The following is an 18,784-nucleotide window of genomic DNA, read 5'->3' on the forward strand; positions in this document are numbered from 1 at the left end:
ATTACATTTGATTTATTCCATTATCCAGTATAGCCTATCCAGGCGTCTAGAACAATCCAACCACCGTACCGTCTTCCAACACATCCATATTTAGAGCAGCCGGTTGCTTCGGTAACCCAGGCATTGTCAAAATATCACCCGTTAAAGCAACGATAAAGCCAGCACCAATTTTAGGTACGAATTCACGAATCGTAATGGAAAAGCCTTCCGGACGGGCTAATTGTTTTGGATTATCGGATAAAGAATATTGTGTTTTGGCCATACAAACCGGCAGATGCTCCCAACCATGACGGCTAAACTGTTTCATTTGTTGGCGTGCTTTTGGTGTGAAGACAACCGTATCTCCTCCGTATATTTCGCGAACAACGGCCGTAATCTTTTCCTCAATCGTTGTCTTTTGGGGATCATAAAGAGGTTTGTAAGTCATTTCTTGTTCTGTTGCAGCGATAACTGCCTGCGCCAAATCAAGACCGCCTTCCGGTCCTTTACCCCATACATCCGCGATTTCACATATTACCCCGAGATTTTTGCAGCTCTCTTGTACTACTGCAATTTCTTCTTTCGTATCTTGCGTAAAAGCATTAACAGCAACTACTACGGGAACGCCATATCGTTGCATATTTTGGATATGTTTTTCAAGATTTGCAAAGCCTCTCGCAACTGCGCTTGGATCAACCGTGTCTTTTAAGTCAGCAACTTTAATACCACCGTGCATCTTTAGAGAACGAATCGTCGCTACTATAACAATCGCATCCGGTGCTTTACCGAGTTCTGGAACTTTGATATCCAAGAATTTTTCAGCCCCCAAATCAGCTCCAAAGCCCGCTTCTGTGACCACGTAATCAGCCAGTTTTAACGCTGTTTTCGTTGCAATAACACTGTTACAGCCATGAGCGATATTCGCAAACGGTCCACCGTGAACGAAAGCAGGTGTATGATACAGTGTTTGAACAAGGTTTGGTTCTAACGCATCTTTTAGTATTAACGTCAAAGCACCTTCCATTTTTAAGTCACGGACAGTTAACGGTTCTCTCTTACGATTATAACCAAACACAATATTTCCCAAACGTTTTTTCAAGTCTTCCATAGATGTCGCCAGACATAATATAGCCATAATCTCACTGGCAACCGTAATATCAAAGCCATCCTCACGCGGCACACCGTTAGTCGGTCCACCCATCCCCACGACAATATTTCTTAATGCACGATCATTAATGTCCATGACACGTTTCCAGGTGATTCTACGAGAATCAATATCTAATTCGTTTCCTTGTTGCAGATGATTATCAATGAAGGCAGATAAGGCATTGTTTGTCGCGGTTATGGCATGCATATCACCGGTAAAATGCAGGTTGATTTCATCCATTGGCTGTACTTGTGCATAGCCACCACCTGCTGCTCCACCTTTCATTCCCATCGTTGGGCCCATTGATGGCTCACGCAAGGCAATCATACTGTTCTTACCTGCCAAAGCTAAGGCGTCGCCAAGGCCAACTGTTACGGTAGATTTCCCTTCACCAGCAGGGGTCGGGTTAATAGCTGTAACTAAAATAAGTTTGCCATCATCTTTAGTATCCAATTGCGCAATCGCGTTTTGATCGATTTTTGCCTTGTATTTACCGTATAATTTCAAGTCATCCATTTCTAAGTTTAAGCGCTCTGCAATTTCCACGATGGGCAGCATCACATTTTCTTGTGCAATCTGTATATCACTCTTCATAGGTTTTAGCCTCCATAAGCCTGTTTTTATCTATTCTAACAAATAACCCCCAAACACTCTACATTGTTTGGGGGCGGATATACTTATTTGACAAATAACCCGGTAGGATTCCCGATTGGAAACACGAATAGGACACCGGTTCCCGGATTATCCAAGCGTAAATCTTCATTGATACTGTGACTGATTGCTTCAGCATCTTCTCTTTTGGCAATCAACATCACTAATTCTTTTTCCGGTTCTAGTGCGCTCAAGAAGAAACCATTCTCTACGACATGTGAACCACGTGCGTGGAAAATAGTTCCGCCAGTAGATCCTCCCTTTTCTGCCGATTCAATTACAGCGACATCCTTTCCGGAAGGAACAACCGCCCAAATCGCATCGTATTGGGGCCCTGTTTCTTCGCTCTTTACTTCAGTTCCATCTGAGGTATTCTTAGCCAATCCATAAAAGGCATTCACATCAAATGTAAAGAAAATCCCTGAATTTGCTTTCTTAAAATTATGGTTGTCCATTAATTTATTCCGTACAGATGCAACCTTTCCTGCCGGGACAAGCATTAAGACCGTCTCTTTTTCAGCCTGAACCGAGAGAGTAAAAATCTTATGCGAATGATCCGCAGAGCCGTGTGCAGGCATAATTGTTCCGCCAAAACAGGCATCTTCATTTGAAATAGCGATAATCTCTTCGCCCATTCCCTTATCAACCACCGTAAAGATGCCAACAATTCCTGATTTATTTTCTGCCGGCAGATCAGTATGCGGCGGTGCTTTATGCGTGATTCCCAAACAACTTGACAACGAAACAGAGAATATAATCCCTGTATTACGTTTTTCGAAAGAAAATTTGGTGTTGAACGCATCCAGCATTTCCTTTTCCTGTGCAGCCGACCGGAACAAAATAGGATAGAATAAGCGCTATTGCCATTCCTGGTAGCAAAATATGCCACAATTCTAGAGCCGGGATAACGATACGCAAGATAGATAATCCCACTGCCAATCCTACCCCTATCGCCAAACTGAACATGACTGTCCGTGCCTTAATCGCACCAGCTGTTTCATCTTCAATTTGATCCGTTAAAACGTGAACAGATGGCTCTGCTGGAATTGTTAATACACCGAAGATAACGCCTACTACGATTACCCAAATATTCCCTTTGGTTTCAGACAGTAAATAACCGACACTGCGACTCGCATCCATAAATCCGGCATTCACTCCCGTTAAGAAAGAGAATTAATCCAATAATGGTGTAAACCAAGCCGATATTAATCCGAATCAATTGACGTTTCGTCTTTTTAAGACTGATTGCATTCAAAATATAGAATAAGATTAAGACAGGAAAGAATCTTTCGCTGTAAGGGGTATTTGATCTAAAAATGTACCAATTACACCACTAGACTGAACAGTATCTACAGGAATGTTTCCTGCCAAATTACTGTTAGGACTAATCATCCCCATTATTAATACTCCCAGTATGGCTCCCGTTGAAGCAATCCCCAACAGCCCAAAACTGTCAGTATCTTCCTCCAGACCACTCCGCGTAATAGCAGATGCCCCACCAGCCAAGGCCAGCATAAACGATACTGTAATCGAGCCGGTTGTAGATCCTGATGCATCGAATGCTATCGCCAGGAAATCACCTGAATTAAATAATGCCAGAACGAAAATGAGTCCATATACAATGGTTATAAAACGATTGAGACGTATACTCTTCAAAATACGATACATCCCGAGTGCAATCATTAAACCTATTCCTAAGGACACCGTAATAACCAATGTCATTTGTGGAATTAAATTATTTGTAACAGCACTTACTTGTTGTGCCAATATATGTAAATCAGGCTCAGCTACCGAAATAATAAAGCCAAAGATAAAACTTCCGACCATGACAATCTTCATCTTATTTGTTTGGATGAGTGACTGACTCATATCCTCCCCAATTCTCTCGATACTGATGTCTACTCCCAATAAAAATAGGGGCATACCAATCATAATCAGAACTGAACCGATTAAAAAGCGATAAACGATTTCTGTTTCCATTTTTATATGTCACTTCTAAAGATAGGTCTTGTTATCAGCCTGATGTCTTTATGCACGCCTTTTTGCCGCGGATGTTAGCCCATCGCATGCAACAATGCTATTAGAAGCAGGCGCCAGCGTTAAAGAGGTACAGGTGCGGTTAGGACATTCGCGGTCTGCCATAACGCAAGATACCTACCTACACTTAACGGAAAAGAAAAAAAGAGACACGGCCGATTTATTCGACCGCATCTCTCAATAAATGGTATCTTGCCATCCACTTTTTAGGCCAAAGATGGCAAAAGGATGGCAAACACCATATTTATATAAATTGTAACTCTACAGAACGTTGCTATGACGGGCTAATCTTGCTCGTCAATCTTAAGAACAGCCATAAACGCTTCTTGTGGAACCTCTACGGATCCTACTTGTTTCATACGTTTTTTACCTTCTTTTTGTTTCTCTAATAACTTACGTTTACGAGAAACGTCACCCCCGTAACATTTTGCCAAAACGTTCTTACGAAGCGCCTTGATTGTTGTACGGGCTAGGATTTTATGTCCAATAGCAGCTTGAATCGGCACTTCGAATTGTTGGCGCGGGATAAGTTTTTGCAGTTTCTCTGTGATGGCTCTACCACGGTGGTAGGCTGAATCGCGGTGAATAATAGAACTGAAAGCATCCACTTGTTCGCCATTCAATAAGATATCCATTTTAACCAGATTACTTGATTTGTAACCTATCAATTCGTAATCAAGTGACGCATAGCCTTTGGTACTTGATTTCAATGTATCGAAGAAATCAAAGATAATTTCTGCTAATGGCATTTCATAAATGACATTTACACGATTGTCGTCCAAGTAGTCCATTGTCATAAAGTTCCCACGTTTACGTTGTGCGATTTCCATAACAGCACCTACGTAATCATTGGGTACCATAATGCTTGCTTTTACATATGGTTCTTCAATTTTTTCAACTTCTGTTGCGTCCGGTAATTCAGACGGGTTGTCAATTGACAGTGTCGTTCCGTCTGTTTTCTCAATATTATAAATAACAGAAGGAGCAGTCGTAATAATATCCAGACCGAATTCACGTTCAATCCGTTCTTGAATAACGTCCATATGCAATAGTCCCAAGAATCCAGTACGGAAACCAAAACCTAAAGCTTGAGAAGATTCAGCTTCGAATTGTAAAGAAGCATCGTTTAACTGCAACTTCTCCAACGCTTCACGCAAATCATTGAAGTCTGATGACTCTACTGGATAAATACCACAGTAAACCATTGGATTTAGCTTACGGTACCCTTCTAACGGCTCTTGAGCAGGATTGTTAGCCAATGTAACAGTATCCCCTACACGAGCATCCTGGATGTTTTTAATGGTAGCAGTCACGTAGCCTACATCACCAACCATCAAGAAATCACGTTTAATGGCCTTCGGTGACAAAATACCAACTTCCGTTACGTCATACTCTTTCCCGCTAGCCATCATCCGAATTGTATCGCCCGGACGCAAAACACCATTTTCAACTCGAACGTTTAATACAACCCCACGATATGGATCGTAGGCAGAGTCAAAAATCAATGCTTGTAAAGGCTTTTCCAATTCCCCTGTTGGTGCCGGAATTTTCTCGACAATTTGCTCTAACAGTTCATCAATTCCGATTCCTGCTTTGGCACTTGCCAGGATCGCTTCACTTGCATCAATTCCTACAACGTCTTCTACTTCTTTTCTCACACGTTCAGGATCTGCAGCAGGTAAATCGATTTTATTAATAACCGGAATAATTTCCAGTTCGTTGTCAATTGCTAAATAAACGTTTGCTAGGGTTTGGGCTTCAACACCTTGTGCGGCATCCACGACAAGGATTGCACCCTCACAAGCAGCCAAACTACGCGAAACTTCATAAGTGAAATCGACATGACCAGGCGTATCGATTAGATGGAAAATATATTCTTCCCCATCGTTCGCTAGGTAGGTCACTTCGACAGCATTCAATTTAATGGTAATCCCACGTTCACGCTCTAAGTCCATGGAATCCAACAATTGGGCCTGCATTTCACGATCTGCCACCGTGTGTGTCTGTTGCAGAATCCGGTCTGCCAATGTCGACTTCCCATGGTCAATATGGGCGATAATGGAAAAGTTCCTTATCTTTTTCTGTCTTTCTTTCATCTGCTCTAAATTCATCTAATTGCTCACTTTCTGAAAACCTATTATTCTAAAATTATACCAAGTTTGTTGCAAAGTAACAAGCCGATAAAGCGACTGGTTCAACACCAGCCGCTTTATCTTCTCTGTTAAAAACTAGTTCGCAACAATATTAACAAGTTTACCTGGGACAGCAATCACTTTACGCACTTGCTTGCCTGCAATTGCCTCTTTAACTTTCTCATCAGCCATCGCAATCTCTGTCAACTCTTCTTTTGTTGCTGCTGCAGGAACACTGCTGCGGGATTTCACTTTACCGTTTACTTGGAAGACAACTTCAACTTCATCTTCGACAAGGAATTTTTCATCATATATCGGCCAAGCTGCCTTTGTCACACTTACGGTGTGACCCAGCTTCTTCCAAATCTCTTCGGTCATATGCGGCGCGATTGGCGCAAGCACTTGAACGAAACCTTCGATATAAGTAATTGGCAAAGCATCTACTTTGTTAGCTTCGTTAACGAAAATCATCATTTGAGAAATCGCCGTGTTGAAGTGCAATTGTTCATAATCTTCGGTTACTTTCTTAATTGTTTGGTGGTAAACTTTGTCCAATTCACCGCGGTTTACTTTTGTAACACGATCACGGACATTGCCTTCTTCGTCAATAACCAGACGCCAGACACGGTCCAAGAAACGACGGCTGGCTTCAATTCCTTTTTCGCTCCAAGCTGTACTTGCATCCAATGGACCCATAAACATTTCATAGAGACGCAATGTATCCGCACCAAATGCTTCAACGATATCATCCGGGTTCACAACGTTCCCTTTAGATTTAGACATTTTTTCGTTATTTTCACCAAGAATCATTCCTTGGTTAAATAGTTTTTGGAACGGTTCCTTTGTTTTAACAATGCCGATATCATAAAGGAATTTATGCCAGAAACGAGCGTATAACAAGTGAAGCACTGCGTGTTCTGCTCCCCCTATGTATAGGTCGACATTTCCCCAGTAATCAAGCGCTTCTTCCCCTACAAGTGCTTCTTCATTATGTGGATCCATAAAGCGCAAGAAGTACCATGAGCTACCTGCCCATTGTGGCATTGTGTTTGTATCACGACGTCCTTTTAGACCTGTTTCTGGATCTGTTACATTAACCCAGTCTTCAATATTTGCCAAAGGTGATTCGCCGGTACCGCTTGGTTTAATTTTGTCTGTCTTAGGCAGTAACAATGGCAATTCATTTTCAGGAACAGTCGTTGTCGTGCCATCTTCCCAGTGAATGACTGGAATTGGCTCTCCCCAGTAACGTTGACGGGCAAATAACCAGTCACGCAGACGGTATGAAACGACAGATTCGCCGACTCCATTTTCTACTAGCCATTCATTCATTGTTTTAATTGCTGTATCTTTATCCAAGCCATCCAAGAATTCAGAGTTTATATGCAGACCATCGCCTACAAATGCTTCTTCTGCTACATTTCCGCCTTCTAGAACCGGAACGATAGCCAAATCGAATCTCTTAGCGAATTCATAGTCACGTTGGTCGTGAGCAGGTACAGCCATGATTGCGCCTGTTCCATAAGTAGACAAAACGTAATCAGAAATCCAAATCGGCATTTCTTTACCATTCACAGGGTTAATTGCGTAAGCACCCGTAAAGACACCGGTTTTTTCTTTTGCTAAATCAGTACGATCTAAATCACTCTTAGTAGCAATTGAATCCACATATGCTTTTACTTCTGCCGCTTGTTCAGCACTCATAATTTCTTGTACTAATGGCAATTCTGGTGCCATAACTGCATACGTTGCCCCAAACAAAGTGTCCGGACGCGTTGTAAACACAGTAAAGTCCTTATCAGTTCCTTTAATTTTGAAAGTAACATTTGATCCTTCAGAGCGACCAATCCAGTTGCGTTGCATATCTTTAATGCTATCTGGCCAGTCAACTAATTCTAAGTCATCTAATAGACGCTCAGCATAAGCTGTAATTTTAAGCATCCATTGTCGCATTGGTTTACGGTAAACAGGATGACCTCCACGTTCACTCACACCATCTACAACTTCTTCGTTTGCCAAAACAGTCCCCAGTGCCGGACACCAGTTAACTGAAACTTCCGCTTCATAAGCTAAGCCTTTTTCATAGAGCTTCGTAAAAATCCATTGGGTCCATTTATAGTACTCTGGATCTGTAGTATTGATTTCGCGATCCCAGTCATAAGAGAATCCCAATGATTGAATTTGGCGTTTAAAAGTTTTAATGTTGTGAGCTGTAAATTCAGCTGGGTCATTACCTGTATCCAACGCATATTGTTCTGCTGGTAACCCAAATGCATCCCACCCCATCGGATGTAAAACGTTAAAACCTTGTGCACGTTTCGTACGGGCAAGAATATCTGTCGCTGTGTACCCTTCAGGATGCCCAACGTGCAAGCCTTGACCTGATGGATAAGGGAACATATCTAAAATGTAGTATTTTGGTTTATCCGATTTTTGTTCTGTCTTGAAGGTTGTGTTATCCTCCCAGTATTTTTGCCATTTCTTTTCAATCGTATTGTGATTATAAGACATTGCGATTCTCCTTTTTGAAAATTATTCTGAAAAATAAAAAAACCTATAGACTCCCCCCTGTGGGAAAGTCTATAGGACGAATGCTCGTGGTACCACCTATGTTGGTTCTCTTCATGCCAATAACGCGGCGAAACGGCAATGCCTACTATAACTTTCAGCACAGCAACTTACGGGCGAGTTCAAAAATATCATTCATGCATTTTCACCAACCATGCACTCTCTACAGAAATCGATTTCCTACTATTCCCATTCTTTGTTTTTCATTATTTATATCATTTTATCAAATAAAGCTTGATTTATCAAGTTGCTTATTTAACTCTCAACGTCTGACCCGGATAGATTGTATCACTTGTTGTATTGTTCCATTCCAGCAACTGTGTTACAGAAACACCATTTACACGCGCTATCGAATAAAGTGTGTCGCCCGACTTCACAGTATAGCCAGTAGTTACATTTTCTGGCTTAGATGTTTCTTTTGCTGTTTCTGACGCTTTTAAGTGAAGTGTTTGTCCTACGAAAATAATATCCGATGGCAGATTGTTCCAACTCTTAACCTGCGCTACGGTTACGCCGACAGTCGTTGCGATTTTATATAAGGTATCGCCCGCTTTTACTGTATAGTTCCCAGTTGTAGCAGGTGCTGTAACAACTGGTGTTGTAACGGGTGTTTGAACCACAGTAGCCGCTTTTTGGCCTGTCAAGATTTGGCCCGGGTAAATGATATCTGATTTTAGTTGATTCACTTCTTTCAGCTGCGCTAATGTTATGCCTAACTGAGACGCAATTTTGTACAACGTATCTCCGTTCTTAACCGTGTACGTATTCGCGTTTGTAGTCGGTGCAGATTGTACCGGACGTGAAACTATTTCTTGTGGTTTCGTAGCAGACACTTGAGTTGTCACTAATTTTTGGCCCGGATGAATCATATCGGATTTCAAATTATTTACTGCTTTCAAATTCGCTACACTCGTACCTAGACGTGATGCAATCGCAAATAAAGAATCGCCATTTTTTACGGTATACGTTTGTGTTGTAGTGGTTTCTTTTTCAACTTTTTCAGGTGTTTCAACCACCGTTGTCGTTTTATTCGTTAGTAATTTTTGTCCTGGATAAATCATATCTGTTCGCAAATTATTTAGCGTTTTTATAGAAGCTACGGAAACGCCTAGTTCGTTGGCAATCTTATACAAAGTATCACCATTTTTGACAGTGTAAGTACCTTGCGTTTGCGTCACCCCCGGAGTTGGTGTCGGACTCGGTTTTGGTTGAGTGCTAGTAGTTGCTACTTTCAATACTTGTCCCGGCGCAATGAAATCACTTTTCAGGTTATTCCATGCTTTGATTTGAGCAACTGTTACACCCTGTGTTTGGCTAATTCTCCACAAAGAGTCACCGGACTTCACTGTATAGACGCTATTTGCAGATGGAGCTGGTGTAGTCGGTGTTGGTTTTTCAACACTAACTGGCACGGTTGCATTCACTTTTAGAGTCGTGCCAACATAGATATTTGAACTATTTAATTGGTTCCATTCCATTAATTGTACAACCGAAATACCATGCATATTCGCAATTTTGTATAAGGTATCGCCAGCTTTGACACTATAAGAAGCGCCTGGGACAGTCGTTACGGGCTTGGTCCCAGTTTGGTTACTTGGTGAAGAAGGCGTATCGTAATTTGTTAAACCATGCGTCTGAATAATTGCGTTTAATTTAGTTGCGTATGCAGTGTCTGTTGCATAACGACCTGTTAAATGCTGTGTAGCATCTTGATACAATTGAGTATTACTTTTCCAAGCACCACTATAATAAGACGGATCCCAATTCGTGCCTCCACGTATAAGGGCTGCATAATCTTCTAATGATTCTGAGTAAGATGGGTATTTACGGAATTCCGCATTAATTTGGTAGTAATTTTGATTACCGCTGTCTTCTAAGGTATCCATCGCTACAGTTTCGCCTTCATAATCCCCTTTAATCCCAAAGAGATTATGGTTAGGTGATTTTGCAAGTGTACTTTGTCCCCAGCCGCTTTCCAAGATAGCCTGAGCCATCATGACAGAAGCATAAAGATCATTTTTTTCAGCGATTTTAGACGCAGCGGGAATGATCGAATTAAGAAACGGATTTTGATGCTGAGCGGTTTGTCCTTTTACGGATACTTCAGCCGCTTTTGTTTGTATAGTAGGTGCTACTAGTGAAGGAATAAGGGCAGAAGCACCGATAAGTGCGAAACTTTTCCGCATTCTAAGGGACGTATGTTTAAGTTTATCGTTTAATAGAGTTAGTTTTCTTTTTTTGATTACTTGTTTTCTTGAACTGCTCAAATTTATCCACTCCGTTCTTACCATTTCTAATCGTCAATTACCAACATTATAAAGCGTTTGATTTATGATGTGTTGCTTTTTGTACAAATGTTAGAATTGTAATCTATTTGTAACATAGTTCATACTATAATAAGTGGGAAGGAGCTGAAAATATGTTAGAGAGAGCCATTACTTATAGTCATACGCTCTTGCGTCAAACAGTAAAAACGGGAGACATAGTCATAGATGCTACCGTTGGAAAAGGAAACGATACCCTCTTCTTGGCGTCGCTAGTCGGACAGACCGGACACATTCATGGATTTGACGTTCAAGAGGAAGCAATCGCCATTACTAAAGAAAAATGTTTACAAGCCGGTGTCTTAGAACAGGTCTCGTTACATCATATCGGGCACGAACAGGCACATACGTTTCTAGAACCAGATTGTGAGTTAGGGGCGGTTATTTATAATTTGGGTTATTTGCCCGGCAGCGACAAGCGTATTACAACCATGCGAGAATCAACGTTGACCAGTATTGATACGCTGTTACCGCGCTTACGTGTTGGTGGATTAATGCTCTTAGTTGTCTATAGTGGACACATGCAAGGAAAAGACGAAAAAGAAGGAGTCTTAGATTATGTGATGACTCTGGATCAAAATGCGTATTCTGTTCTCCAATATGGCTTTATTAATCAAAAGAATAATCCGCCTTTCCTATTGGCTATAGAAAAAAGAAAACACGTACAAACATCCTAATTGGTGTTTGTACGTGTTTTGATTATGCCAAAGCTTCTTTTAATGCTTCGATTTTGTCAGTTTTTTCCCATGTGAAATCACTGTCTGAACGACCGAAGTGACCATATGCAGCTGTCTTTTTATAGATTGGACGACGAAGATCCAACATATTAATAATTCCCGCTGGTGTTAATTGGAAAATTTGACGAATCGCAGCAATCAAGCGCTCTTCTGATACATCACTAGTGTTAAAAGTGTCTACGGAAATAGATACAGGTTCTGCGACCCCAATTGCGTAAGCTAATTGAATCTCGCATTTTGTAGCAATACCTGCAGCAACAATATTCTTAGCAATATAACGTGCTGCGTAACTTGCTGAACGGTCAACCTTTGTTGCATCTTTCCCAGAAAACGCACCTCCACCATGACGTGCATACCCACCGTAAGTATCAACGATAATTTTACGACCAGTTAAACCAGAGTCACCCTTTGGTCCTCCTGTGACGAAGCGTCCCGTTGGGTTGATATAGAATTTCGTTTCACTATCAAGCAACTCTGTTGGAATAACTGCTTTAATTACTTTTTCCATAACGTCATCTTTTAAGATATCGTATGTAACCAACTCATCATGTTGTGTACTTAAAACAACAGTATCAACACGCAGTGGTTTGTCTTCTTCATCATACTCAACAGTTACTTGCGCTTTTCCGTCTGGACGCAAGTATTCCATCGTACCATCTTTTCTAACCTCTGCAAGTTTCTCAGTTAACTTGTGACTTAAACTGATTGGTAATGGCATTAGCTCTTCTGTTTCGTTAATCGCAAATCCAAACATTAGACCTTGATCGCCTGCACCAATGAGCTTGTTGTCTTCTTCAGATACAACTGCTTCTTCTCTGATTTCCAACGCTTTATCTACACCAAGTGCAATATCATCAGATTGTTCATCTAACGCTACCATAACGGCTAGATTGTCCGCATCGAAACCGAACTTTCCACGTGTATACCCTATTTCAGTAACTGTTTCTCTTACTACTTCCTGGATATTCACATAAGCAGAAGTCGTAACTTCTCCAAACACGAAGACAAGTCCAGTTGTAACAGCTGTCTCACAAGCAACACGCGCTTGCGGATCCAAAGATAATAGTTTATCTAAAATTGCATCACTGATTTGATCAGCTATTTTATCCGGATGTCCTTCTGTTACAGATTCTGATGTAAATAATTTTTTCTCTACCATATGTAATTCCCCCATTTTTTTGGTTACAAGGCTTCTCCTTTTGCAGGATCCTATCGGGATATTGCTCTCTGCCTCTAAAACAGCAACGGTTCTAATATACACGTTTTACAACGAAAAAGCAACCTAATTCTTCGCATACTATTGACATCATGTCGTATATTTGATTAGATGAAGATTAGGAAATTATCATATTTAGGATGTGAATCATGAACCAGCTACTAACTCTTATTATAAGGTGTCTTAACCATCCACTTTTTGCTTGGGGAACCCTTCCTTTTTCTTTGATACTATTCGGAACGGTTTTAGGTTCAAGACAAACAGGGCTTCAATTATTCCCTACCATATTACTCTACACGTTTCTTTTACTTACTAGTTTATTGGAAAGAATCTTAATCAAAAAAGTAAAAAAAACGTTGGCGTACCCTTCTATTCTAAATCCAATCTACTGGGCTGCAATGCTGATAGTCCTTCTTCTTATCTGGACCACGGTAAATTGGTTGAGTGTGGGCTTATTACTACTCTACCTGCTCTTTATCTTCATTGCTTATAATCCGGCACTTAGAATGGAACAATCTGTCTTCTATGTGGTATTACAGCTCTTTTTCAAGGTGATTATTCTCGGTTACCTTTCTTATTATATCCAGACGCGATTCCTGGAATGGGATTTTATAGGCTATGTTATACCTAATATCTTTATCCTTCTATCACTGGTTATTTATCGCCAAAGAGGAATGTTTATGGAAGAAGATAGTCGTTATCAATATTTCATAGAACTCTACTACTTGCCGTTAATCAGCATTAGTTACGCGGTCGGTACAATCTCGATTATTATTTTACTATTGGTGCAAAGCGTGACGTTCACCACCGTTTTCCTTTATGCGTTACCACTGTTAGGTTTGTTCGTCCTTCTAGTAATTAAAAAGTTTCGTATATCCATGCGTATGGATAATTATCTAAATTTAATCATCTTAATAACAATTGTTTTATATGCCATATTGGTACAGTACCCTGCATAAAGCCAGATTATACATAGAAAAAAGGGCTCTATAGTAAATAGTGTTGGTGAATCGAAATGATTCACCGGCACTTTTTCTGTTTTTAAAGACAAAAAAGGTCCGTGAACCCCTATAATTAAGTTACCACACAAAACAACAGGAGGATTCACATGACCCAAACTTATTGTATTAAAAAAATGCTCGGAATAGAAGACCCAAATATTCAATTGGAAGAAATTCCATTGGAATTTAAGAAAAGCAAAGAAGTTAATCATATGATCTTGCAAGGAAAACTGACATACACGCCACATTATTGTGAAAAATGTGGTGTCGTCAATCATTCTCATCAAGACATTATTAAGAATGGAACAAAAATATCCACTATCAAGCTGACACACATCAATTTTCAACCGCTTCTTCTGCGTCTAAAGAAACAACGTTTCTTGTGCAAGCATTGTGACCAAACGTTTATCGCTGAAACAAAACTGGTTGAACGGCATTGTTTTATTTCTAATATTATCAAGCGGACAATTGCGATGGAATTACGTGAAATACAGTCCATGAAATTGGTGGCACAGCATCTTTCTGTTTCCAATAGCACTGTTATACGTGTACTTGAAAAGGTCGGGGAACCATTAGCTTCCAAGTATCTTTATTTACCGCAGCACCTCTCTATCGATGAATTTAAGTCTGTTAAAAATGTCTCGGGGTCTATGAGTTTTCTGTTTCTTGATGCCCAAAACCATCGGTTAATCGATGTCGTCGAAGACAGGAGAAAGGTTCACTTGATTGATTACTTTATGCGGTATCCTAAAGATTCCCGTTACAGCGTCAAGACCGTTACCATGGATATGTACTCACCGTATTTGGAGGTGGTAAAGAACTGTTTCCCAAAAGCTGAGGTTATCATCGATCGTTTTCATATTGTGCAGCATCTGAATCGCGCTCTGAATACGTTCCGAATACGTGTGATGAATGAAATACGCAATAAAAGTGCGACAGATTACCGTAAGTTAAAGAAACAATGGAAGTTACTTTTGAAGAACGAATGGGAATTAAATTTTACCGATTACAAGACAGATCGCCTTTATGACGGACTTATGACTGAAAAGATGATGATTGATTATTTATTGTCTCTCAACCCGCGGTTGCGTCACGTCTACAAGTTGGTAAATGACCTCCGTTTCGCGCTCCATAACCATGATTTTGAACAGTTTAACACTACCTTAGAAGAGTCCAAAAAATATGCGTTACCAAGGAAAGTCCGTACAACCGTCCAGACTTTATTTAAGCATCAAAAAGGCATTCGCAACGCCTGTTTATATACCCTTTCTAACGGGGCAATTGAAGGCGTCAATAATAAAATCAAGAACATCAAACGTTCTGGGTTTGGTTACCGAAATTATAGTCACCTGCGTGCACGGATTCTCATCAGTTATCGTCTGACAGCAAGTCGTTTTGAGCCGAAGGCATTGCACTATCAGGATGAACTAGCTCACCAAGGTGAATAAAAAAAGTCAAAGCGAAAAATTAATTCTCGCTTTGACTTTCATAGGGTCCACCAACACTATTTGACATAGAACCGAAAAAAGCCCTCAACTATATTAGTAATAGTTGAGGGCTTTACTGTACTCAATTAAGCGGGTGAGGAGAATCGAACTCCCGACAACAGCTTGGAAGGCTGTGGTTTTACCACTAAACTACACCCGCGTGGCGGTCCCGACGGGATTTGAACCCGCGATCTCCTGCGTGACAGGCAGGCATGTTGACCCCTACACCACGGAACCGAAAAAAATAACACTGTGAGTTTGCACTCAAGTGTATCATGCTTGAAAGTTGCTAAAGCAAAACAATCATGAAATTGCGGGGACAGGACTCGAACCTGTGACCTCCGGATTATGAGCCCGACGAGCTGCCAACTGCTCTACCCCGCGATAATAAAATATTAATATATTTTGGATATCTATAAAAAGATATCAAAGGAGGATAAGAGATTCGAACTCTTGCACGCTTTTACACGCCTGACGGTTTTCAAGACCGTTCCCTTCAGCCGGACTTGGGTAATCCTCCGAAATAAGCTGATATTAAAATATGTCATAAACAATGACAATGACCCGTACGGGACTCGAACCCGTGTTACCGCCGTGAAAGGGCGGTGTCTTAACCGCTTGACCAACGGGCCATGAAATAAAATTGTAATACGGAGAAGGAGGGATTTGAACCCTCGCGCCGGTATGATCCGACCTACACCCTTAGCAGGGGCGCCTCTTCAGCCTCTTGAGTACTTCCCCAAAAAACGTTTAAATGGGCCTAAATGGACTCGAACCATCGACCTCACGCTTATCAGGCGTGCGCTCTAACCAGCTGAGCTATAGGCCCTCAGAAGCGGGTGAGGAGAATCGAACTCCCGACAACAGCTTGGAAGGCTGTGGTTTTACCACTAAACTACACCCGCTAAAATGGCTTGGGACGGAATCGAACCGCCGACACCTTGAGCTTCAATCAAGTGCTCTACCAACTGAGCTACCAAGCCTATTTCTGAGTCACTTCTGTTTTATTTCACACAGTCATGAAATTGCGGGGACAGGACTCGAACCTGTGACCTCCGGATTATGAGCCCGACGAGCTGCCAACTGCTCTACCCCGCGATAATATTAATTGTCTTTAATTCCATTTATTTCGCTGCATAAGTAGCAAGATATCTGGTATAGCGGCGGAGGGAATCGAACCCACGACCTCCCGGGTATGAACCGGACGCTCTAGCCAGCTGAGCTACACCGCTAAGTATATGGAATGGAGACTAGCGGGATCGAACCGCTGACCTCCTGCGTGCAAGGCAGGCGCTCTCCCAGCTGAGCTAAGCCCCCATAATACTATTACTATATCGGGAAGACAGGATTCGAACCTGCGACCCCTTGGTCCCAAACCAAGTGCTCTACCAAGCTGAGCTACTTCCCGATGTTAAAAATGCAACCAGTAGGAGTCGAACCTACAACCGCCTGATTCGTAGTCAGGTACTCTATCCAGTTGAGCTATGGCTGCAATATGCAAAAGCGGAAGACGGGGTTCGAACCCGCGACCCCCACCTTGGCAAGGTGGTGCTCTACCACTGAGCTACTTCCGCAAAAAAATGCCGGCTAAAGGACTTGAACCCTCGACCCTCTGATTACAAATCAGATGCTCTACCAACTGAGCTAAGCCGGCTAATATGCGGGTGAAGGGACTTGAACCCCCACGCCTTGCGGCGCTAGATCCTAAATCTAGTGCGTCTGCCAATTCCGCCACACCCGCGTTTTCTATTATTAATAATAGAATGAGGCATGCAGGGTTCGAACCTGCGACCCTCTGATTAAAAGTCAGATGCTCTACCAACTGAGCTAATGCCTCAAATAAATTAAATCTCTTTATCTGACCCGTTTGAAAGTCAGATAATGGAGGTTGACGGGATCGAACCGCCGACCCTCTGCTTGTAAGGCAGATGCTCTCCCAGCTGAGCTAAACCTCCATAAATAAAATAGACAAAAAAACAAGTGCGCGGCAACGTCCTACTCTCACAAAGGGAAACCCTTCACTACAATCGGCGCTAAGAAGCTTAACTTCTGTGTTCGGGATGGGAACAGGTGTGACCTTCTCGCCATCGTCACCGCACAATTATTTAATTAAAGGAACAACGTTCCCTCAAAACTGAATCCATAACACGACTGAACAGCTGACCAAAGCTCATTCATCGCTTGCTTTTTTTATTCTAAATCTTGGTTAAGTCCTCGACCGATTAGTACTAGTCCGCTCCATACATCGCTGCACTTCCACTCCTAGCCTATCTACCTGATCGTCTCTCAGGGGTCTTACTCATTCTAGATGATGGGAAATCTCATCTCGAGGGGGCTTCACGCTTAGATGCTTTCAGCGTTTATCCCTTCCACACATAGCTACCCAGCAATGCCCTTGGCAGAACAACTGGTACACCAGCGGTGTGTCCATCCCGGTCCTCTCGTACTAAGGACAGCTCCTCTCAAATTTCCAACGCCCGCGACGGATAGGGACCGAACTGTCTCACGACGTTCTGAACCCAGCTCGCGTGCCGCTTTAATGGGCGAACAGCCCAACCCTTGGGACCGACTACAGCCCCAGGATGCGACGAGCCGACATCGAGGTGCCAAACCTCCCCGTCGATGTGAACTCTTGGGGAGATAAGCCTGTTATCCCCAGGGTAGCTTTTATCCGTTGAGCGATGGCCCTTCCATGCGGTACCACCGGATCACTAAGCCCGACTTTCGTCCCTGCTCGACTTGTCTGTCTCGCAGTCAAGCTCCCTTCTGCCTTTGCACTCTACGAATGATTTCCAACCATTCTGAGGGAACCTTTGGGCGCCTCCGTTACTTTTTAGGAGGCGACCGCCCCAGTCAAACTGCCCGACTGACACTGTCTCCCCGCCCGATAAGGGCGGCGGGTTAGACTGGTCCTGCTACAAGGGTAGTATCCCAATGATGCCTCCATCGAAACTGGCGTCCCGACTTCTATGGCTCCTACCTATCCTGTACATGTAGCAGAAACAATCAATATCAACCTGCAGTAAAGCTCCATGGGGTCTTTCCGTCCTGTCGCGGGTAACCAGCATCTTCACTGGTACTATAATTTCACCGAGTCTCTCGTTGAGACAGTGCCCAAATCGTTACGCCTTTCGTGCGGGTCGGAACTTACCCGACAAGGAATTTCGCTACCTTAGGACCGTTATAGTTACGGCCGCCGTTTACTGGGGCTTCAATTCAAAGCTTCGCCGAAGCTAACCTCTCCTCTTAACCTTCCAGCACCGGGCAGGCGTCAGCCCCTATACGTCATCTTTCGATTTTGCAGAGACCTGTGTTTTTGATAAACAGTCGCTTGGGCCTATTCACTGCGGCTGACCTTGCGGTCAGCACCCCTTCTCCCGAAGTTACGGGGTCATTTTGCCGAGTTCCTTAACGAGAGTTCGCTCGCTCACCTTAGGATTCTCTCCTCGACTACCTGTGTCGGTTTGCGGTACGGGCAGTTGTTTTCTAACTAGAAGCTTTTCTT

General features: G+C 42.4%; 13 protein-coding genes, 19 tRNA genes, 2 rRNA genes, 1 riboswitch and 1 other annotated feature (1 of these 36 running past the window's edge). Of the genes, 4 read left to right on the plus strand and 30 right to left on the minus strand.

Annotation, left to right across the window (positions count from 1 at the left end; translation table 11 throughout):
- Positions 1–46: 46 nt before the first annotated feature.
- The 5 genes from G7058_RS01130 to G7058_RS01150 form a co-directional block, all read right to left on the minus strand.
- Positions 47–1,720: a formate--tetrahydrofolate ligase gene (locus G7058_RS01130; protein WP_166061826.1), complete on the minus strand. Its 1,674-nt coding sequence runs from the start codon at positions 1,718–1,720 to the stop codon at positions 47–49.
- 83 nt (positions 1,721–1,803) lie between these two features.
- On the minus strand, positions 1,804–2,586 hold the full coding sequence (locus G7058_RS01135) for a P-II family nitrogen regulator (protein WP_166061827.1): 783 nt from the start codon (positions 2,584–2,586) through the stop codon (positions 1,804–1,806).
- On the minus strand, positions 2,543–2,932 hold the full coding sequence (locus tag G7058_RS01140; protein ID WP_264372321.1) for a DUF1538 domain-containing protein: 390 nt from the start codon (positions 2,930–2,932) through the stop codon (positions 2,543–2,545). Before G7058_RS01140 ends, G7058_RS01135 begins: the two co-directional genes overlap by 44 nt.
- A complete protein-coding gene (locus tag G7058_RS12040) occupies positions 2,880–3,032 on the minus strand; it encodes a DUF1538 family protein (protein ID WP_166061829.1) in 153 nt (50 codons plus the stop codon). Before G7058_RS12040 ends, G7058_RS01140 begins: the two co-directional genes overlap by 53 nt.
- Before the next feature lie 14 nt (positions 3,033–3,046).
- The gene (locus tag G7058_RS01150; RefSeq protein ID WP_166061830.1) at positions 3,047–3,757 is read right to left on the minus strand and encodes a DUF1538 domain-containing protein; all 711 of its coding nucleotides are present in this window, start codon (positions 3,755–3,757) and stop codon (positions 3,047–3,049) included.
- Positions 3,758–3,851: 94 nt separating this feature from the next.
- Here G7058_RS01150 and G7058_RS12045 point away from each other — a divergent pair, with 94 nt between their 5' ends.
- Positions 3,852–3,998: a hypothetical protein gene (locus G7058_RS12045; protein ID WP_373706069.1), complete on the plus strand. Its 147-nt coding sequence runs from the start codon at positions 3,852–3,854 to the stop codon at positions 3,996–3,998.
- A 100-nt stretch (positions 3,999–4,098) separates the two neighbouring features.
- Here G7058_RS12045 and lepA read toward each other — a convergent pair whose 3' ends face one another.
- The 3 genes from lepA to G7058_RS01165 all read right to left on the minus strand — a co-directional run bounded on the left by lepA (position 4,099) and on the right by G7058_RS01165 (position 10,781).
- A complete protein-coding gene (gene lepA, locus G7058_RS01155) occupies positions 4,099–5,925 on the minus strand; it encodes a translation elongation factor 4 (protein WP_166061831.1) in 1,827 nt (608 codons plus the stop codon).
- Positions 5,926–6,042: 117 nt separating this feature from the next.
- The gene (leuS, locus tag G7058_RS01160; protein ID WP_166061832.1) at positions 6,043–8,457 is read right to left on the minus strand and encodes a leucine--tRNA ligase; all 2,415 of its coding nucleotides are present in this window, start codon (positions 8,455–8,457) and stop codon (positions 6,043–6,045) included.
- Positions 8,458–8,526: 69 nt separating this feature from the next.
- Positions 8,527–8,720: a binding site (T-box leader), on the minus strand.
- Between the two features lie 45 nt (positions 8,721–8,765).
- A complete protein-coding gene (locus tag G7058_RS01165) occupies positions 8,766–10,781 on the minus strand; it encodes a LysM peptidoglycan-binding domain-containing protein (RefSeq protein WP_166061833.1) in 2,016 nt (671 codons plus the stop codon).
- A gap of 152 nt (positions 10,782–10,933) precedes the next feature.
- On the opposite strand from G7058_RS01165, the gene G7058_RS01170 reads away from it, so the two are divergent.
- A complete protein-coding gene (locus tag G7058_RS01170; RefSeq protein ID WP_166061834.1) occupies positions 10,934–11,515 on the plus strand; it encodes a tRNA (mnm(5)s(2)U34)-methyltransferase in 582 nt (193 codons plus the stop codon).
- 22 nt (positions 11,516–11,537) lie between these two features.
- Here the strand turns inward: G7058_RS01170 and metK are convergent, their stop codons facing one another.
- Positions 11,538–12,734 carry a methionine adenosyltransferase gene (gene metK / locus G7058_RS01175; RefSeq protein WP_166061835.1) on the minus strand — a complete coding sequence of 399 codons (1,197 nt, stop codon included), beginning with the start codon at positions 12,732–12,734 and terminating at the stop codon, positions 11,538–11,540.
- A riboswitch (SMK box riboswitch) is annotated at positions 12,732–12,806 on the minus strand. Its footprint overlaps the gene before it by 3 nt.
- A gap of 134 nt (positions 12,807–12,940) precedes the next feature.
- On the opposite strand from metK, the gene G7058_RS01180 reads away from it, so the two are divergent.
- Both G7058_RS01180 and G7058_RS01185 read left to right on the plus strand, forming a co-directional pair.
- The gene (locus G7058_RS01180) at positions 12,941–13,750 is read left to right on the plus strand and encodes a hypothetical protein (RefSeq protein ID WP_166061836.1); all 810 of its coding nucleotides are present in this window, start codon (positions 12,941–12,943) and stop codon (positions 13,748–13,750) included.
- A 149-nt stretch (positions 13,751–13,899) separates the two neighbouring features.
- The gene (locus G7058_RS01185; RefSeq protein ID WP_166061837.1) at positions 13,900–15,240 is read left to right on the plus strand and encodes an ISL3 family transposase; all 1,341 of its coding nucleotides are present in this window, start codon (positions 13,900–13,902) and stop codon (positions 15,238–15,240) included.
- A 128-nt stretch (positions 15,241–15,368) separates the two neighbouring features.
- Here the strand turns inward: G7058_RS01185 and G7058_RS01190 are convergent.
- The 21 genes from G7058_RS01190 to G7058_RS01290 all read right to left on the minus strand — a co-directional run.
- Positions 15,369–15,439, minus strand: a tRNA-Gly gene (locus G7058_RS01190).
- A 1-nt stretch (position 15,440) separates the two neighbouring features.
- Positions 15,441–15,516 (minus strand) — tRNA-Asp (locus tag G7058_RS01195).
- A 74-nt stretch (positions 15,517–15,590) separates the two neighbouring features.
- Positions 15,591–15,663: transfer RNA gene (locus tag G7058_RS01200), tRNA-Met, on the minus strand.
- A 46-nt stretch (positions 15,664–15,709) separates the two neighbouring features.
- Positions 15,710–15,799 (minus strand) — tRNA-Ser (locus G7058_RS01205).
- A gap of 40 nt (positions 15,800–15,839) precedes the next feature.
- Positions 15,840–15,911, minus strand: a tRNA-Glu gene (locus G7058_RS01210).
- A 19-nt stretch (positions 15,912–15,930) separates the two neighbouring features.
- Positions 15,931–16,020, minus strand: a tRNA-Ser gene (locus tag G7058_RS01215).
- Between the two features lie 14 nt (positions 16,021–16,034).
- Positions 16,035–16,108, minus strand: a tRNA-Ile gene (locus G7058_RS01220).
- Positions 16,109–16,113: 5 nt separating this feature from the next.
- Positions 16,114–16,184 (minus strand) — tRNA-Gly (locus G7058_RS01225).
- A 5-nt stretch (positions 16,185–16,189) separates the two neighbouring features.
- A tRNA-Phe gene (locus G7058_RS01230) sits at positions 16,190–16,262 on the minus strand.
- 42 nt (positions 16,263–16,304) lie between these two features.
- Positions 16,305–16,377: transfer RNA gene (locus tag G7058_RS01235), tRNA-Met, on the minus strand.
- 60 nt (positions 16,378–16,437) lie between these two features.
- Positions 16,438–16,511: transfer RNA gene (locus tag G7058_RS01240), tRNA-Met, on the minus strand.
- Between the two features lie 12 nt (positions 16,512–16,523).
- Positions 16,524–16,596 (minus strand) — tRNA-Ala (locus G7058_RS01245).
- A gap of 17 nt (positions 16,597–16,613) precedes the next feature.
- Positions 16,614–16,687: transfer RNA gene (locus G7058_RS01250), tRNA-Pro, on the minus strand.
- 10 nt (positions 16,688–16,697) lie between these two features.
- Positions 16,698–16,771 (minus strand) — tRNA-Arg (locus G7058_RS01255).
- 10 nt (positions 16,772–16,781) lie between these two features.
- Positions 16,782–16,853 (minus strand) — tRNA-Gly (locus G7058_RS01260).
- Positions 16,854–16,860: 7 nt separating this feature from the next.
- Positions 16,861–16,933, minus strand: a tRNA-Thr gene (locus tag G7058_RS01265).
- 5 nt (positions 16,934–16,938) lie between these two features.
- A tRNA-Leu gene (locus tag G7058_RS01270) sits at positions 16,939–17,020 on the minus strand.
- Positions 17,021–17,043: 23 nt separating this feature from the next.
- Positions 17,044–17,116 (minus strand) — tRNA-Lys (locus tag G7058_RS01275).
- Positions 17,117–17,161: 45 nt separating this feature from the next.
- Positions 17,162–17,234 (minus strand) — tRNA-Val (locus G7058_RS01280).
- A 27-nt stretch (positions 17,235–17,261) separates the two neighbouring features.
- Positions 17,262–17,377, minus strand: a 5S ribosomal RNA gene (rrf, locus tag G7058_RS01285).
- Positions 17,378–17,481: 104 nt separating this feature from the next.
- Positions 17,482–18,784, minus strand: a 23S ribosomal RNA gene (locus G7058_RS01290) (it continues 1,609 nt past the right edge of the window).

The sequence above is a fragment of the Jeotgalibaca porci genome, from assembly GCF_011299095.1.
GTDB lineage: Bacteria > Bacillota > Bacilli > Lactobacillales > Aerococcaceae > Jeotgalibaca > Jeotgalibaca porci.

Coding starts and splice junctions, on each gene's coding strand:
- G7058_RS01130 (WP_166061826.1), bottom strand. CDS start 1,720: ATGAAGAGTGATATACAGATTGCACAAGAAAATGTGATGCTGCCCATC.
- G7058_RS01135 (WP_166061827.1), bottom strand. CDS start 2,586: ATGCTGGATGCGTTCAACACCAAATTTTCTTTCGAAAAACGTAATACA.
- G7058_RS01150 (WP_166061830.1), bottom strand. CDS start 3,757: ATGGAAACAGAAATCGTTTATCGCTTTTTAATCGGTTCAGTTCTGATT.
- G7058_RS12045 (WP_373706069.1), top strand. CDS start 3,852: ATGCTATTAGAAGCAGGCGCCAGCGTTAAAGAGGTACAGGTGCGGTTA.
- lepA (WP_166061831.1), bottom strand. CDS start 5,925: ATGAATTTAGAGCAGATGAAAGAAAGACAGAAAAAGATAAGGAACTTT.
- leuS (WP_166061832.1), bottom strand. CDS start 8,457: ATGTCTTATAATCACAATACGATTGAAAAGAAATGGCAAAAATACTGG.
- G7058_RS01170 (WP_166061834.1), top strand. CDS start 10,934: ATGTTAGAGAGAGCCATTACTTATAGTCATACGCTCTTGCGTCAAACA.
- metK (WP_166061835.1), bottom strand. CDS start 12,734: ATGGTAGAGAAAAAATTATTTACATCAGAATCTGTAACAGAAGGACAT.
- G7058_RS01180 (WP_166061836.1), top strand. CDS start 12,941: ATGAACCAGCTACTAACTCTTATTATAAGGTGTCTTAACCATCCACTT.
- G7058_RS01185 (WP_166061837.1), top strand. CDS start 13,900: ATGACCCAAACTTATTGTATTAAAAAAATGCTCGGAATAGAAGACCCA.